This window comes from Streptomyces sp. NPDC050211 (genome assembly GCF_040656035.1).
Lineage (GTDB): Bacteria > Actinomycetota > Actinomycetes > Streptomycetales > Streptomycetaceae > Streptomyces.
In genome coordinates, this window is sequence record NZ_JBFALC010000095.1 from 1 (window position 1) to 16,365 (window position 16,365).

15 protein-coding genes are annotated in these 16,365 nt (G+C 69.6%); 2 read left to right on the forward strand and 13 right to left on the reverse strand.

All coding sequences use genetic code 11. The features are described 5' to 3' along the window. Together hisS and AB0I98_RS45595 are read right to left on the reverse strand one after the other, a co-directional pair. Window positions 1-1,260 (reverse strand): histidine--tRNA ligase (hisS, locus tag AB0I98_RS45590; protein ID WP_362951979.1); only part of this gene is annotated, 1,260 nt, incomplete at its 3' end. 12 nt (window positions 1,261-1,272) lie between these two features. After that, window positions 1,273-1,986 carry an MBL fold metallo-hydrolase gene (locus AB0I98_RS45595; RefSeq protein WP_362951980.1) on the reverse strand — a complete coding sequence of 238 codons (714 nt, stop codon included), beginning with the start codon at window positions 1,984-1,986 and terminating at the stop codon, window positions 1,273-1,275. A gap of 179 nt (window positions 1,987-2,165) precedes the next feature. Between AB0I98_RS45595 and AB0I98_RS45600 the strand changes: the two genes are divergently transcribed. Further along, complete coding sequence (locus tag AB0I98_RS45600; protein WP_362951981.1) at window positions 2,166-3,011, forward strand: peptidylprolyl isomerase; 846 nt, start codon at window positions 2,166-2,168, stop codon at window positions 3,009-3,011. Window positions 3,012-3,146: 135 nt separating this feature from the next. Continuing rightward, entirely contained in the window at window positions 3,147-4,376 is a 1,230-nt protein-coding gene (locus AB0I98_RS45605; protein WP_362951982.1) for a DUF349 domain-containing protein, read from the forward strand. Between the two features lie 64 nt (window positions 4,377-4,440). On the opposite strand, the gene AB0I98_RS45610 is transcribed toward AB0I98_RS45605, so the two are convergent. The 11 genes from AB0I98_RS45610 to pdxS all read right to left on the reverse strand — a co-directional run bounded on the left by AB0I98_RS45610 (window position 4,441) and on the right by pdxS (window position 16,280). Then, a complete protein-coding gene (locus AB0I98_RS45610) occupies window positions 4,441-6,981 on the reverse strand; it encodes a bifunctional (p)ppGpp synthetase/guanosine-3',5'-bis(diphosphate) 3'-pyrophosphohydrolase (protein WP_362951983.1) in 2,541 nt (846 codons plus the stop codon). A gap of 307 nt (window positions 6,982-7,288) precedes the next feature. Continuing rightward, window positions 7,289-7,837: an adenine phosphoribosyltransferase gene (locus AB0I98_RS45615; RefSeq protein WP_362951984.1), complete on the reverse strand. Its 549-nt coding sequence runs from the start codon at window positions 7,835-7,837 to the stop codon at window positions 7,289-7,291. Further along, a complete protein-coding gene (gene secF / locus AB0I98_RS45620; RefSeq protein WP_362951985.1) occupies window positions 7,834-8,964 on the reverse strand; it encodes a protein translocase subunit SecF in 1,131 nt (376 codons plus the stop codon). The genes AB0I98_RS45615 and secF overlap by 4 nt, the downstream gene beginning before the upstream one ends. A 1-nt stretch (window position 8,965) precedes the next feature. After that, on the reverse strand, window positions 8,966-10,729 hold the full coding sequence (secD, locus tag AB0I98_RS45625) for a protein translocase subunit SecD (protein ID WP_362952001.1): 1,764 nt from the start codon (window positions 10,727-10,729) through the stop codon (window positions 8,966-8,968). A gap of 132 nt (window positions 10,730-10,861) precedes the next feature. After that, window positions 10,862-11,353: a preprotein translocase subunit YajC gene (gene yajC / locus AB0I98_RS45630; protein ID WP_362951986.1), complete on the reverse strand. Its 492-nt coding sequence runs from the start codon at window positions 11,351-11,353 to the stop codon at window positions 10,862-10,864. 175 nt (window positions 11,354-11,528) lie between these two features. After that, complete coding sequence (gene ruvB / locus AB0I98_RS45635; RefSeq protein WP_362951987.1) at window positions 11,529-12,599, reverse strand: Holliday junction branch migration DNA helicase RuvB; 1,071 nt, start codon at window positions 12,597-12,599, stop codon at window positions 11,529-11,531. 24 nt (window positions 12,600-12,623) lie between these two features. Beyond that, window positions 12,624-13,229, reverse strand: a complete 606-nt coding sequence (gene ruvA, locus AB0I98_RS45640; protein ID WP_362951988.1) for a Holliday junction branch migration protein RuvA — start codon at window positions 13,227-13,229, stop codon at window positions 12,624-12,626. After that, entirely contained in the window at window positions 13,226-13,771 is a 546-nt protein-coding gene (gene ruvC, locus AB0I98_RS45645) for a crossover junction endodeoxyribonuclease RuvC (protein WP_362951989.1), read from the reverse strand. The genes ruvA and ruvC overlap by 4 nt, the downstream gene beginning before the upstream one ends. A gap of 161 nt (window positions 13,772-13,932) precedes the next feature. Beyond that, window positions 13,933-14,685 (reverse strand): YebC/PmpR family DNA-binding transcriptional regulator, encoded by a 753-nt coding sequence (locus AB0I98_RS45650; protein WP_362951990.1) that lies wholly within the window; start codon window positions 14,683-14,685, stop codon window positions 13,933-13,935. Between the two features lie 75 nt (window positions 14,686-14,760). After that, window positions 14,761-15,366 (reverse strand): pyridoxal 5'-phosphate synthase glutaminase subunit PdxT, encoded by a 606-nt coding sequence (gene pdxT, locus AB0I98_RS45655; protein ID WP_362951991.1) that lies wholly within the window; start codon window positions 15,364-15,366, stop codon window positions 14,761-14,763. Further along, window positions 15,366-16,280, reverse strand: coding sequence for a pyridoxal 5'-phosphate synthase lyase subunit PdxS (gene pdxS / locus AB0I98_RS45660; protein ID WP_362951992.1), 915 nt, complete (start codon window positions 16,278-16,280; stop codon window positions 15,366-15,368). The genes pdxT and pdxS overlap by 1 nt, the downstream gene beginning before the upstream one ends. Between the last annotated feature and the right edge of the window lie 85 nt (window positions 16,281-16,365).

Genomic DNA, 16,365 nt, shown 5'->3' on the forward strand with positions numbered 1-16,365 from the left:
GCCCAGCCGTGCCTCCAGCTCGGCCACGATCTCGTTCACGCCGATCGGGGTTTGTTCGCCGGACTCCATGTCCTTGAGCTGGACGACGCCCTCGGCGAGGTCGCGTTCGCCGGCGACGACGGTGTAGCGGGCGCCGCTGCGGTTGGCGTTCTTCATGGCGCCCTTGAGTCCCTTGGCGCCGTAGGAGAAGTCGGCGGCGATGCCCGCCTTGCGCAGGTCGGTGACCTTGGCGAACAGGACGCGGCGGGCCTCGTCGCCCAGCGGAACCGCGAACACGCTGGTGGCCGACGGGAGTTCGAGCTCGACGCCCTCCGCCTCCAGGGCCAGGACCGTGCGGTCGACGCCCAGAGCCCAGCCCACCGACGGCAGCGCGGGACCGCCGATCATCTCGGAGAGTCCGTCGTAGCGGCCGCCGCCGCCCACCGCGGACTGGGAGCCCAGACCGTCGTGGACGAACTCGAAGGTGGTCCGCGTGTAGTAGTCCAGGCCGCGCACCAGCTTCGGGTCGTCCTCGAAGGCGACGCCCGCCGCGGTGATCAGTTCACGGACCTCCTCGTGGTACGCCTTGCAGGCGTCACACAGGTAGTCGCGCAGCAGCGGCGCACCCGTCAGCTGCTTCTGGACCGACTCGCGTTTGTCGTCGAGGACGCGCAGCGGGTTGATCTCCGACCGGCGCAGCGTGTCCTCGTCGAGGTCCAGGCCGCGCAGGAAGTCCTGGAGGGCCGCGCGGTAGACCGGACGGCACTCCTTGTCGCCCAGGCTGTTGAGCAGGATGCGGAAGTTGCTCAGGCCCAGCGAGCGGTACGCCTGGTCCGCCAGGATGATCAACTCGGCGTCCAGCGCCGGATCCTCCGCGCCGATCGCCTCGGCCCCGACCTGGGAGAAGTGGCGGTAACGGCCCTTCTGGGGGCGCTCGTAGCGGTAGTACGAGCCCGAGTACCAGAGCTTGACCGGGAGGTTGCCCGCCTTGTGCAGGTTGGCCTCGAGGGCCGCGCGCAGGACGGAGGCCGTGCCCTCGGGGCGCAGGGCGAGCCGGTCGCCGCCCTTGGTCTCGAAGGCGTACATCTCCTTGGTCACGATGTCGGTGGACTCACCGACACCGCGCGCGAACAGCTCGACGTTCTCGAAGCCGGGCGTCTCGATGTAGCCGTAGCCGGAGTTGCGCAGCGGAGCCGCGATCGCCTCACGGACGGCCAGGTACGTGGCGCTGTCCGGCGGGATCAGGTCGTACGTGCCCTTGGGGGCCTTGAAGGTGCTCACGGAACTCTCTCGTCACATTCCTCGTCGGGGAGCGGTGTTCGGATCCGCTCCCTGGCCGGCGGCCACCTGCCGCAGATACGGGTTGGTGGCGCGCTCCTGGCCGATGGTCGTCTGGGGGCCGTGGCCGGACAGCACCACGGTCGAGTCGTCGAGCGGCAGGCACACACGGGCCAGCGAGTCGAGCATCTCGGCCATGTCACCGCCGGGCAGGTCGGTGCGTCCGATGGAGCCGGCGAACAGCAGATCCCCGGCGAAGAACACCGACGGGATGTCGGCGGTCTCGGGCATCCGGAAGGTCACCGACCCCTTGGTATGGCCCGGCGCGTGGGCGACGGAGAGCTCCAGACCCGCCAGCTCCAGTCGCGCGCCATCGGTCAACTCCTTGACGTCGTCCGGCTCCCCGATGGTCAGCTCGCCCAGCAGCGGCATCCCGATGGAGCGTCCGAGCGCCTTCTCGGGGTCGCTCATCATGTACCGGTCCTCGGGGTGGATCCAGGCCGGCACGTCGTGCGCGCCGCACACCGGGACGACCGAGGCCACATGGTCGAGGTGGCCGTGGGTGAGGACGACCGCCACGGGCTTGAGCCGATGCTTCTTCAGTGCTTCCTCGACTCCTGGGGCCGCCTCGTGGCCCGGGTCGATGATCACGCACTCCTCACCGGCGGCGGGGGCGACGAGATAACAGTTCGTCCCCCAGGCCCCGGCGGGGAACCCGGCAATGAGCACGATCGTCCTTCGTTGTGTCGATTCGGGTGGGCTTGCGCATGCGCAGCGCCTGAGGCCAGAGCCTACCGGCGCTGCCGATTCCTCAGCGAACCCATATACGGTACGGGGCACACGCGGGTGGTCGATTCGAACGACGCACGCGTACCGGTCGACGTACGAGACGTATGAGGAGAAACCCGGTGGTCAGCCAAGAACAGCGGAAGCGTCAGCTCGCGCGGGAGAAGTTCTTGCGGCAGCAGCAGCGGCGCACCGAGGCACGGCGCAAAGCGCGTACGCGCAACGCCGCGATCGCGTCCGCGCTCGCCGTCGTCCTGATCGCCGGCCTGGCGCTGTACATGACCGGGGCCCTCAAGGAAGACGACAAGGCCAACGCGAGCGCGGACGTCACGCCGAGCGCGTCGGCGCCCAGCAAGGCCGAGGACCCGTGCGAGAAGCCGGCCGCGGGCAAGGCCAAGACGGCGACCTGGAAGAAGGAGCCGGCGATGACCATCGACGAGTCGGCGACGTACACGATGAAGCTCGCCACGACCTGCGGTGACATAGACATCGACCTGAAGGCGTCGGTCGCGCCGCACACCGTGAATTCCTTCAACTTCCTCGCGGGCAAGGGGTTCTTCGACCACACCAAGTGCCATCGGCTGGTCCCCAGCGGCATCTTCGTGCTGCAGTGCGGCGACCCGAAGGGCACCGGCATGGGCGGGCCCGGCTACACGATCCCGGACGAGAACCTCAAGGACAAGAGCCTCAAGGGCGGGGTGTACCCGGCGGGCACGGTCGCGATGGCCAACCAGTACAACGCCCAGACGAAGCAAGGGCGCAACTCCGGAGGAAGCCAGTTCTTCCTCGTCTACCAGGACAGTCAGCTGCCGGCCGACTACACACCGTTCGGAACGGTGTCCGAAGCGGGCATGAAGGTCCTGAAGAAGATCGCGGACGCTGGAGCGCAGGCCGCGGACCCCGCGACGGGGAACACCGCACCCAACGCGACGGTCGTCATCAACAAGGCAACCGTCACGAAATCCTGACTGTCAACTGCGAAATTTCGGTCGCGCGGGATGCGGACAGGCAACCCGCCGGTCGCCTATGTTGGCCGTGACGAAACTGTGGACGATGCCCGGGGGTGCGGAAGCCCTACGCAGGCATCATGTGGAGGAGGCGCTGTGAGCAGCGACCCGTGGGGCCGCGTCGACGAGACGGGGACCGTGTACGTGCGTACGGCCGACGGCGAGCAGGTCGTCGGTTCCTGGCAGGCCGGCTCCCCTGAGGAAGCGTTGGCCTACTTCGAGCGCAAGTACGAGGGCCTGGTTGTCGAGATCGGCCTCCTCGAGAAGCGAGTGAAGACCACCGACCTCTCCGCGAAGGACGCCCAGGTCGCCATCGACCACATCCGCGAGCAGGTCGACGCACACCACGCCGTCGGTGATCTGGACGCGCTGCGGAAGCGGCTGGACAAGCTCGTGGAGACCGTCGAGGCGCGGCGTGAGGAGCGCAAGCAGCAGCGCGCGAAGCAGTCCGACGAGGCCCGCAAGGCCAAGGAGGCGCTGGTCGCCGAGGCGGAGCAGCTGGCCCAGTCCGACCAGTGGCGGGCGGCCGGTGAGCGGCTCCGGGCGCTGGTGGACACCTGGAAGGGCCTGCCACGGCTGGACCGCAAGTCGGACGACGAGCTGTGGCACCGCTTCTCGCACGCCCGGTCGGCGTTCTCCAAGCGCCGCAAGGCACACTTCGCGTCGCTGGACGCCCAGCGCGAGGAGGCCCGCAAGACCAAGGAGCGGCTGGTCGCCGAGGCCGAGGCGCTGTCGGGCTCGACGGACTGGGGTCCGACGGCCGCGCGCTACCGCGAGCTGATGTCGGAGTGGAAGGCCGCGGGCCGCGCCCAGCGCGAGCACGAGGACGACCTGTGGAACCGCTTCCGCGGCGCGCAGGACGTGTTCTTCGCCGCCCGCAGCTCGGTCTTCGCCGAGCGGGACGCGGAGCAGTCGGAGAACCTGAAGCTCAAGGAGGAGCTGGCCGAGGAGGCCGAGAAGATCCTCCCGGTCACGGACCTCAAGGCCGCGCGTGCCGCGTTCCGTTCGATCAACGAGCGCTGGGAGGCCATCGGCCATGTGCCGCGCGACGCGCGTCCGAAGGTCGAGGGGCGGATGCACGCGGTGGAGCGGGCCATCCAGGAGGCCGAGGAGGCCGAGTGGCGCCGGTCCAACCCGGAGGCACGCGCGCGTGCCGAGGGTCTGACCGGCCAGCTCCAGGCCGCCGTGGAGAAGCTCCAGAAGCAGATCGAGCAGGCGCGCGCCCAGGGCAACAACGCCAAGGCCGACAAGCTGGAGCGGGAGCTGGAGGGCCGCCAGGCCCTGCTGGACCAGGCGCTGAAGGGCCTGCAGGAGTTCGGCGGCTGACACGCCGCAGGTACACGACGAAGGGGCTCCCCGAGGGGAGCCCCTTTTCGTGCTCGTACGGCGGTTACGCCCGGCTGCGCGCCGACGTCACCCGGTACACGTCGTACACGCCTTCCACTCCCCTGACCGCCTTCAGGACGTGGCCGAGATGCTTCGGGTCGCCCATCTCGAAGGTGAAGCGGGAGGTGGCAACGCGGTCTCGGGAGGTCTGGACGGCCGCGGAGAGGATGTTGACGTGCTGGTCGGACAGGACGCGGGTGACGTCCGACAGCAGCCGGGAGCGGTCGAGGGCCTCGACCTGGATGGCGACCAGGAAGACCGAGGACTGCGTGGGCGCCCACTCGACGTCGAGGATGCGCTCGGGCTCGCGGGACAGTGACTCCACGTTCACACAGTCGCTGCGGTGAACCGATACTCCGCTACCGCGGGTGACGAAGCCGATGATCGGGTCACCGGGGACCGGCGTACAACAGCGGGCGAGCTTGACCCAGACGTCGTCGACGCCCTTGACCACCACACCGGGGTCCTGGCTGCTGCGCCGCTTGCGGCCGCGCCCGCGTGGAGACGGTACCGCCTCGTCCATCTCCTCGGTGGCGGCCTCCTCCCCGCCGAGGGCCTGAACGAGCTTCTGTACGACGTTCTGCGCGGCGACATGTCCCTCGCCGATGGCCGCGTACAGCGAGGAGATGTCGGGGTAGCGCATCTCGTGCGCCAGGGTGACGAGGGAGTCGCCCGTGAGGATGCGCTGGATCGGCAGGTTCTGTTTGCGCATCGCGCGTGCGATGGCGTCCTTGCCCTGCTCGATGGCCTCGTCCCGGCGTTCCTTGGAGAACCAGGCCCGGATCTTGTTGCGGGCGCGCGGCGACTTGACGAAGCCGAGCCAGTCGCGGGACGGTCCGGCGCCGGCCGCCTTGGAGGTGAAGACCTCCACCAAGTCGCCGTTGTCCAGGGTGGATTCGAGCGGTACGAGACGGCCGTTGACCCGTGCTCCTATGGTGCGGTGGCCGACTTCGGTGTGGACCGCGTACGCGAAGTCGACCGGCGTCGCACCGGCCGGGAGCGCTATGACGTCGCCCTTCGGCGTGAAGACGAAGACCTCGTTGCGCGACAGGTCGAAGCGCAGCGACTCCAGGAACTCGCCCGGATCCTCGGTCTCCTTCTGCCAGTCGAGCAGTTGGCGCAGCCACGCCATGTCGTTGAGGTGGTCGTCCTTGCCCTTGCCGGACGACTTGGGCACATCGGTACGGATCTTGGAGGCGCCCGCGACGGCCTCCTGCTTGTACTTCCAGTGCGCGGCGATGCCGTACTCGGCGCGGCGGTGCATGTCGAACGTACGGATCTGGAGTTCGACCGGCTTGCCGTTGGGGCCGATCACCGTCGTGTGCAGCGACTGGTACATGTTGAACTTGGGCATCGCGATGTAGTCCTTGAACCGGCCGGGGACCGGGTTCCATCGCGCGTGCACGGTGCCGAGGGCGGCGTAGCAGTCGCGGACGGTGTCCACGAGGACGCGGATGCCCACCAGGTCGTAGATCTCCGCGAAGTCACGGCCGCGGACGATCATCTTCTGGTAGACGCTGTAGTAGTGCTTCGGGCGTCCGGTGACGGTCGCCTTGATGCGGGCCGCGCGCAGGTCCTGCTGGACCTCGTCGGTCACTATGGCCAGATACTCGTCACGCTTCGGTGCCCGCTCGGCCACCAGCCGTACGATCTCGTCGTACATCTTGGGGTAGAGGATCGCGAAGGCGAGGTCCTCCAGTTCCCACTTGATGGTGTTCATGCCGAGGCGGTGAGCGAGCGGCGCATAGATCTCGAGGGTCTCGCGCGCCTTCTTCTCCTGCTTCTCGCGCTTGAGGTAGCGCATGGTGCGCATGTTGTGCAGGCGGTCGGCGAGCTTGATGACCAGGACGCGGGGGTCCTTGGCCATGGCTACGACCATCTTGCGCACGGTCTCGGCCTGCGCGGCCTCGCCGAACTTGACCTTGTCCAGCTTGGTGACGCCGTCGACGAGCAGGGCGACGGAGTCGCCGAAGTCGCGGCGGAGCTGGTCGAGGCCGTACTCGGTGTCCTCGACGGTGTCGTGCAGCAGGCCCGCCATCAGCGTGGCCGGATCCATGCCCAGCTCGGCGAGGATCGTGGTGACGGCGAGGGGGTGGGTGATGTACGGGTCGCCGCTCTTGCGCTTCTGGCCGCGGTGCCAGCGCTCGGCGACCTGGTAGGCCTTCTCGATCTGGCGGAGCGTGGCCGTCTCGATCTTCGGGTCGTTGCTGCGGACTATGCGCAGCAGCGGTTCCAGGACCGGGTTGTACGGGTTGGAGCGCTGGACGCCGAGGCGGGCGAGGCGGGCGCGGACGCGGTTGGAGGAGCCGGAGCGGGCGGGCTGGCCGGTGTTCGGGCGGACCGCGGGGGTGGCCGGGCTCTCGGGCGGGGGCGGCTTGGGGCGCGACTGCTCGGCCGACTTGTCGACGGGCGCGGACTGGGCATGCTCGACCGGCCCGCGGGTGTCGTTCTTCGCGTTCGACTCGGTCGGCGCGGGCGGCTTCGCCGCGGGCGCCGAGGCGGGCTCGGGCTTGGCGGCGGTGAGTGGCTGGGCCTCGTCTGGCAAGAGGGCTCCTCGTGCGCGATCCGGGTCCCCCGGTCAGGCTCCGGAGATCCCATGGTAGCGATCCTCAGCGGCGGGATCGCCTTTCGGCCGATGTGAGGACCGTCGCCGCCGGCATTCCGGGAGGTGACGTGAGGGCGTTTTTGGGGTGTCCGGTGGGTGTGGTCGGGATCTGTGGGGAGGCGCTCAGGTGCGTGGCCGGGTGCGGCGCCGTGGGGGCTGGTCGCGCAGTTCCCCGCGCCCCTACGGGGCGCGCAACGGCCGCCCCGGTGTGTACCGGGACGGCCGTTTGTGTGGTGCTCGCTGTGGCTCAGACCTTGAGCAGCGCCTCCAGCGGCGCGCCGTCGAGCGTCGGTTCCAGGCGGGTGCGGCCGCCCAGGAAGCCGAGTTCCATGAGGACCGCGACGCCCGCGACCTCGGCGCCCGCGCGGCGGATCAGCTTCAGGGAGGCCTCGGCGGTGCCGCCGGTGGCGAGGACGTCGTCGACGACCAGGACGCGGTCGGCGCCGGTGAGGTCCTCGGCGTGCACCTCGATCTCGGCGGAGCCGTACTCCAGGTCGTACGCCTGGCTGAGGGTGGCTCCGGGGAGCTTGCCCGCCTTGCGCACGGGGATGAAGCCGAGGCCGGCGCGGACGGCTACCGGGGCACCGAGGATGAAGCCGCGGGCCTCCAGGCCGACGACCTTCGTCGCGTTCGTCCGCTCGGCGACCTGCGCGAGGGCGTCGGTGAGGGCGGTGAACGCCGCCGGGTCCGCCAGGAGCGGGGTGATGTCCTTGAACATCACGCCCGGCTCCGGGTAGTCCGCCACATCGCGGATGCGGCTGAGCAGCAGCGCGCTGATGTCGGTGAGCTCGGTCATCGGCGCTTCCCCGACGGTCGGCCCCTGCCGCGGCCGCGGGAGGCAGGCTGGCTGCGGACCGCCTGACCCTGCGGGCCGACGATCGCAGGAGCGGCCTCCCCGGGCTCGGCTCCGAACGGCTCCTCGACGGCCTGGTCCTCCTCGGCCTCGCCCTGTGCGCCTGCCTGCGCCCGCTTGGCGAGGACCCGCTTGCGCAGGGCCTTCATCTGCGGCTCGCGCTCCTTGAGGTCGGCGACGAGCGGGGTGGCGATGAAGATCGAGGAGTACGCACCGGCCGCGAGGCCGACGAACAGCGACAGCGAGATGTCGTTGAGCATGCCCGCGCCGAGGAAACCGCCACCGATGAACAGCAGTCCGGCGACCGGGAGCAGCGCGACCACCGTGGTGTTGATGGAACGCATCAGGGTGCTGTTGATCGAGTTGTTGGCGACGTCGCTGTACGTCAGGCGGGTCTGCTTGGTGATGTCCTTCGCCTGCTCCTTGAGACTGTCGAAGACGACGACCGTGTCATAGAGCGAGTAACCGAGGATGGTCAGCAGACCGATCACCGTGCCCGGTGTCACCTCGAAGCCGACGAGGGCGTAGATGCCGACCGTGATGGTGATGTCATGGATCAGGGCGACCAGCGCGGCCGCGGCCATGCGCCATTCGAACGCGATCGCCAGGTAGATCACGACGAGCACCATGAAGATCGCCAGACCCTGCCAGGCCTTGTTGGCGATCTGCTCACCCCAACTGGGGCCGACGAGCTCGGCGTTGATCTTCTCCGAGTCGACGCTCAGGTCCTTGGAGAGATCGGTCTTGATCTGGTCGGCCTTGGCGGTGTCGATACCGGCGATCTGGATGCGCAGGCCGCCCTTGCCGAGCTCCTGGACGATCGCGTCGTGGCCGGACGCGGTTTCCGCGTACTCCTCGGCCTGGGAGACCGAGACGCTGGTCTTCGGGGTGGTGAAGACCGCGCCGCCCTGGAACTCGATGCCCATGTTCAGGCCGCGCACCGTCAGGCCGACAATGGCCGTGATGGTGATCAGGATCGAGACGCCGTACCAGATCTTGCGGTTGCGGACGAAGTCGTAGCCGACCTCGCCACGGTGCAGTCGGGCGCCGAGGTTGCCGAGCTTCGACATCTCACGCCTCCTTCGGGTCGACAGGGCCGGCGGTGGGGCGGGCGGGACGGCGGGTACGGCGCAGCGGCGGTTTGGCGCCCAGGCCCTTCGGGTCGAGGCCGGACCACTTGTGGCCGTTCGCGAAGAACTTCTTGCGGGCGAGGATCGTCATCAGCGGCTTGGTGAAGAAGAAGACGACGACCACGTCGAGCACGGTCGTCAGACCGAGGGTGAACGCGAAGCCCTGGACCTTGCCGACGGTGACGATGAACAGCACCGCGGCGGCGAGGAACGACACGAAGTCGGAGACCAGGATGGTGCGCCGGGCGCGCGGCCAGCCCCGTTCCACGGCGGGGCGCAGCGTGCGGCCCTCGCGGATCTCGTCCCGGACCCGTTCGAAGAAGACGATGAACGAGTCCGCTGTGATGCCGATCGCGACGATGGCACCGCACACGGCCGGCAGGTTCAGCGCGAAGCCGATGGTCGGGCCGAGCAGCGACATGATCACGTAGGTGAGCATCGCGGAGACCAGCAGCGACGGGATGGCGATGACCGACAGGCCGCGGTAGAAGGCCAGCAGGTAGATGATGACCAGGGCGAGGCCGATCGCGCCCGCGATCAGGCCGGCCTGCAGCTGCTCACCACCGAGGGCCGCGGTCACCGTGGTGACGCTGTCCTCCTTGAAGGTCAGCGGCAGGGCGCCGTACGACAGCATGTTGGAGAGGCTCTGGGCCGACTCCTGGTTGAAGTTGCCGGAGATCTCGGCGTTGCCGCCGGTCAGCGCCTGGCGGACGTACGGGTCGGAGACGACCTCGCCGTCCAGGACGATCGCGAACTGGTTCTGCGGGGACTGGTTCTGGGCCAGCTTGCCGGTGATCGCGGCGAACTTCTTGGTGCCGGCGGACGTGAAGTCCATCGTGACGGTCCAGCCGGCGCCGGTCTGGGTGTTGAAGACGGCCTGGGCCTTGTCGACGTCGGTGCCGTCGACCTCGGCGGGGCCGAGGATGTACTTCTGCCACTGGCCCTGCGCGTTCTGGCCGCAGGCGACCGTCGGCGCGGTGGGCTTGGCGCCCTCGCCAGCCGTGGCGCGGACTGCCTTCTTGGTGCAGTCGAGCGCGGCGTACTGCGCCTGGAGCTTGCTGGTGTCGTCGGCCGGGGCGCTGCCGCTCGGGGAGGGGGAGGCGCTGGCGGACGGCGACGCGGAGTCGCTCGGGGTGGGGTCGGCCTTGAGCGCGTCGGTGACCGCGCGTCCCTGCGTGGTGGAGGTCGCCGAGGGGGTGGCGGACGGGGACGAGGACGAGGTCGCCTTGTCCTTGTCGGCGTCGCCCGAGGCGCTGCTGGAGGCGCTGGGCGACGGGGTGGCCCCGGCTCCGGCGCCGGCGACCTCGGTGGTGAGGACGGGGCGGAAGTAGAGCTTGGCGGTGGTGCCGACCTGCTTCCGGGCCTCCTCGGAGTTCGTGCCCTTGGGGATGTTGACGATGATGTTGCGATCGCCCTGGGTCTGGACCTCCGCCTCGGAGACACCGAGACCGTTGACACGGCGGTTCATGATGTCGACCGCGGTGTCCATGTTCTTCTTGTTGATCGCGGACTGGTCGCCGTCCTCGGGCTCCGCGCGGAGCGTGATGCTCGTACCGCCGGCCAGGTCGATGCCGAGACGCGGAGTGGTGTGTCCGGAGGCGAACATTCCCCCGGTGAGCGCCACGATGGCGATCAGGATCAGGACCAGCGAGCGCCCTGGCTTGCTCTGGGCGCTCGCGCTCCGGCCCTTCTTAGGTGCTGCCACCTTCTCGTACTCCCTCTCGGGCCGCCTCGCGCCCGTGCGGCGGGCGGGCGGCCATGACATGGTGTCGGGATCCCCGTCGAGCTTCGCATGTTCCGGGGCGCGCGGGAGCGGCCCGCGCACCCGGGTGCATGACTACTTCGCGTCGGAGTCGCCGTCGGTCTTCTTCGGCTCGTCGTCAGCCTTCGCCTCGGCGGCCGCGGTCTCGTCGGCCGGCTCCTCGTCCGCGTCCTTCTTGCCCAGGTCGACCGGCGTGTCGTCGGAGTCGGCGGCGGTCGCACCGGACTCCGGCTCGGTGAGGGAGGAGGCGTCGTCCGGGACGACGTCGCTCTTCAGGTCGTGCTCGACGCCGTGGACGATGCGGTTGTACTCGTCGTCGGTCAGGACGGCACCGATCGCGTTCTTGGCGAAGAGGAGGTCGACACCCGGGCCTGCGTCGAGGAGGACCGTGTCCTCGTTGACCTCTTTGACCGTGGCGTACATGCCCCCGATCGTGCGGACGCCGCTGCCGGGCTGCATTTCGTTCCGCATGTTCGCGGCCTGCTGCTGCTTCTTCTTGGCCGAGCGGGTCATCAGGAACATGGCCCCGATGAGCACGATGAACGGGAGGAGGGTCACGAGACTCACGGGTCGGTACTTCCTTCACGCGACCGCGATGGTGAGCGGCCTGATGGTTGGGGGTATGTGTGCCGCCGACAAAGGCGGCATCGGCGGAGTCTAAGCGAGTCCGCGCGCAAGGAACAACGCTCAGCATGGCACCGGGGTTCCTGGTCCGGCCAATGCCCTCGCCGTCGGGCCTCCCTCACGTCCCGAACAGGTCCTGTTGTCCGTTTCCCGCACCGGACGAGCGGGGCGGGGTGAGGCCGAGATGTGCCCATGCGGCGGGTGTGGCCACCCGGCCGCGTGGGGTGCGGGCCAGCAGCCCCTCCCGTACGAGGAACGGCTCGGCGACCTCTTCCACGGTCTCGCGCTCCTCTCCCACCGCGACGGCGAGCGTCGACAGTCCGACCGGGCCGCCGCCGAAGAGCTTGAGCAGGGCTTCGAGGACGCCCCGGTCGAGCCGGTCGAGCCCGCGGGCGTCGACTTCGTAGACCTTCAGTGCCGCGGAGGCGATGTCGCGCGTGATGATCCCGTCGGCCTTGACCTGCGCGTAGTCGCGGACACGGCGCAGCAGGCGGTTGGCGATACGGGGTGTGCCGCGGGAGCGGCCGGCGATCTCCGCGGCACCGTCGGCCCCGATCTCGACGTCGAGGAGGTGCGCGGAGCGGTGGATGACGCGCTCCAGCTCGGTGGGCTCGTAGAACTCCATGTGCGCGGTGAAGCCGAAGCGGTCGCGCAGCGGGGGCGGCAGCAGGCCCGCGCGCGTGGTGGCGCCGACCAGGGTGAAGGGGGGAAGTTCGAGCGGGATGGCGGTGGCGCCCGGGCCCTTGCCGACGATGACGTCGACGCGGTAGTCCTCCATCGCCATGTAGAGCATCTCCTCGGCGGGCCGGGACATGCGGTGGATCTCGTCGAGGAAGAGGACCTCGCCCTCCTGGAGCGAGGACAGGATCGCGGCGAGGTCGCCGGCGTGCTGGATGGCGGGGCCGCTGGTGATGCGGATCGGGGCGCCCATCTCGGCGGCGATGATCATCGAGAGGGTGGTCTTGCCGAGGCCGGGGGCGCCGGAGAGCAGCACATGGTCGGCGGTGGCGCCCCGTGCGCGTGCGGCCCGAAGGACGAGGTCGAGTTGCTCGCGGACCTTCTCCTGGCCGATGAACTCGTCCAGGTCCTTGGGGCGCAGGGCGGCCTCGACGGCCTGGTCCTCACGGTCGGCGACCGACCCCACCAGCCGCTCGGCGGCGGGGGTGTCGGTCGGGTCGTCCCAGTTCATTGCGTATGCCTCGGGGTCGGGGGGTCAGCGGGCGCGGTTGAGGGTCTGGAGAGCGGCCTTCAGCAGCTGGCCCACGGGCGGGGTGCCGTCTGCCGCCTCGGCCTGCGGGGCCACGGCGGCCACGGCCTCCTCGGCCTCGCGGGTCGCATAGCCCAGTCCGATCAGCGCGGCGTGCAGTTGGTCTCGCCAGCCGCTGCTGATCGCCGTTCCCATCGCGGGGGCACCGATCGGCTCGCCGAGCCGGTCCTTCAGCTCCAGCAGCAGCTTCTGTGCGCCCTTCTTGCCGATGCCGGGGACGGCGGTGAGCGCCTTCTCGTCGGCTGTCGTGACGGCTCGGCGCAGGGCGTCCGGGCTGTGGACGGCGAGCATGGCCTGGGCCAGGCGGGGGCCGACCCCGCTGGCGGTCTGGAGCAGTTCGAAGGTCTGCCGTTCGTCGTCGTCCGCGAACCCGTACAGGGTCAGCGAGTCCTCTCGGACCACGAGCGAAGTGTGCAGCTTGGCGGGCTGACCGAGCCGGAGCGTGGACAGGGTGTTCGGCGTGCACTGGACGGCCATGCCGACACCGCCGACCTCGACCACCGCGGCGTCGGGGGCGAGGGCGGCGACCGTGCCGCTGACGAAGGCGATCATGCCGGGCGACCTTTCGATGCGGTTGTCTTTGCCGCGTGCAGGGCGACAGCCTGCTGGAGGCGGTTCTGGGCGGGGGCCCGCCAGATGTGGCAGATGGCGAGCGCGAGGGCGTCGGCGGCGTCGGCGGGCTTGGGTGGCGCGTCGAGCCGCAGCAGGCGGGTCACCATCGCGCCGACCTGCGCCTTGTCCGCGCGGCCGCTGCCGGTGACGGCGGCCTTGACCTCGCTGGGGGTGTGCAGGGCGACGGGGATGCCGCGGCGGGCCGCACAGAGCATGGCGACGGCGCTGGCCTGGGCCGTGCCCATCACCGTCCGCACGTTGTGCTGGCTGAACACCCGCTCCACGGCGAGGAATTCGGGCCGGTGCTCGTCCAGCCACTGCTCGATGCCCTGCTCGATGGCGACGAGACGGTGCCCCAGGTCCGCGTCCGCGGGCGTACGGACGACTCCGACGCCGAGCATGGTGAGGGGCCGGCCCGCGACACCTTCGACCACACCGACACCGCATCGCGTCAGCCCCGGGTCCACCCCCAGCACGCGCACGCGCCCTCCCTTAGATCGCCTGTTTGTGCAGGCTATCGGGTACCACCGACAACAGCGGCGGGGGGGGGGGGGGGGGCCCCCCCCCCCCCCCAAAAACCACCGAACAGGGCCGGTGGGACGTGTCCCACCGGCCCGCCGAATCCGCTCAGTTCGCGGCAGCGTTACGCGTCGACCTTCTCCATGATCTCGTCGCTGACATCGAAGTTGGCGAAGACGTTCTGGACGTCGTCGCTGTCCTCGAGCGCGTCGATCAGCTTGAAGATCTTCTTGGCGCCCTCCTCGTCCAGTTCGACCTGCATGGTCGGGACGAAGTTCGCGTCGGCGGACTCGTAGTCGATGCCGGCGTCCTGGAGGGCCGTGCGGACCGCGACCAGGTCGGTGGCCTCGCTGATGACCTCGAAGTTCTCGCCGAGGTCGTTGACCTCCTCGGCGCCGGCGTCCAGGACGGCACCCAGGACATCGTCCTCGGCCAGCTCGCCCTTGGGGACGATCACGACGCCCTTGCGGTTGAAGAGGTACGACACGGAGCCGGGGTCGGCCATGGAGCCGCCGTTGCGGGTCATGGCGACGCGGACGTCCGAGGCGGCGCGGTTGCGGTTGTCGGTGAGGCACTCGATGAGCACCGCGACACCGTTCGGGCCGTAGCCCTCGTACATGATCGTCTCGTAGTCGGCGCCACCGGCCTCCAGGCCGGCGCCGCGCTTCACCGCGGAGTCGATGTTCTTGTTCGGGACCGACGACTTCTTCGCCTTCTGGATGGCGTCGTACAGCGTCGGGTTGCCATCGGGGTCGGCGCCACCGGTGCGGGCCGCGACCTCGATGTTCTTGATCAGCTTCGCGAAGAGCTTGCCGCGCTTGGCATCGATCACGGCCTTCTTGTGCTTCGTCGTGGCCCATTTAGAGTGGCCGGACATCTGCCTGTCTCCTTCGCGTAACCCATCTCCGAACGAACTCCCCCAGATCTTAAGGGCCTGGGAGACCTCCAGATCCTACAAGGACTCCGTCGTCCGGTACGCGCGCACCATGTCGACGAACAGGCCGTGCACGCGGTGGTCGCCGGTCAGTTCCGGGTGGAACGACGTGGCCAGCGCGTTGCCCTGGCGGACCGCGACGATGTGGCCGTCGTGCTCGGCGAGCACCTCGGCCGCGGCGCCGACGGACTCCACCCAGGGGGCGCGGATGAAGACGCCCTCTACAGGATCGCCCGCGATGCCCTCCACCTCGACCGCCGCTTCGAAGGACTCGTTCTGCCGTCCGAAGGCGTTGCGGCGCACGATCATGTCGATGCCGCCGATCGTCTCCTGGCCCGAGCGCGGGTCGAGGATCTTGTCGGCGAGCAGGATCATGCCCGCGCAGGTGCCGTAGACGGGCATGCCGTCCCGCACGCGCGCGCGGAGGGGGTCCATCACGCCGAAGAGGACCGCCAGCTTGGAGATGGTGGTGGACTCGCCGCCGGGCAGAACGAGGCCGTCGATCCCGGCGAGTTCCTCGGGGCGCCGCACCGGCCTGGCCACGGCACCGGCCGCGGCCAGGGCGACGAGGTGCTCCCGTACGTCGCCCTGGAGCGCGAGCACTCCGACCACGGGAGCGGTCATCACCAGCCCCGGTTCGCGTAGCGCTCGGCCTCGGGGAGGGTGTCGCAGTTGATGCCGACCATGGCCTCGCCGAGGTTGCGGGACGCGTCCGCGATGATCTTGGGGTCGTCGTAGAAGGTGGTCGCCTTCACGATGGCGGCGGCACGCTTGGCCGGGTCGCCGGACTTGAAGATGCCGGAGCCGACGAAGACGCCCTCGGCGCCGAGCTGGCGCATCAGCGCGGCGTCGGCCGGGGTGGCGACACCACCGGCGGAGAAGAGGACCACCGGCAGCTTGCCCAGCTCCGAGACCTCCTTGACGAGCTCGTACGGGGCACGCAGCTCCTTGGCGGCGGCGTACAGCTCGTTGTTGTCGTAGCCGCGCAGACGGGCGATCTCGTTCTTGATCTGGCGCAGGTGGCGGACGGCCTCGACGACGTTGCCGGTGCCGGCCTCGCCCTTGGAGCGGATCATGGCCGCGCCCTCGGCGATCCGGCGCAGGGCCTCGCCGAGGTTGGTGGCGCCGCAGACGAACGGCGTGGTGAAGGCCCACTTGTCGGAGTGGTTGACCTCGTCGGCCGGGGTGAGCACCTCGGACTCGTCGATGTAGTCGACGCCGAGGGACTGCAGCACCTGCGCCTCGACGAAGTGGCCGATGCGGGACTTGGCCATGACCGGGATGGAGACGGCCTCGATGATGCCCTCGATCATGTCCGGGTCGGACATACGGGCCACGCCGCCGTCCTTGCGGATGTCGGCCGGGACCCGCTCCAGTGCCATGACGGCCACGGCGCCGGCGTCCTCGGCGATCTTCGCCTGTTCCGGCGTGACGACGTCCATGATCACGCCGCCCTTGAGCTGCTCGGCCATGCCGCGCTTCACGCGCGCGGTGCCGGTCTCGGGCGTCTGGGCGGACTGGGGAAGCGTGCTGGACACGGGTGACCTCGCTCGGTGAAAGAGGGTTTCTGCGAACACCGAGGAAACGCGAGGGGACCAGGCCACAGCAAGGGCCAATGAGGAG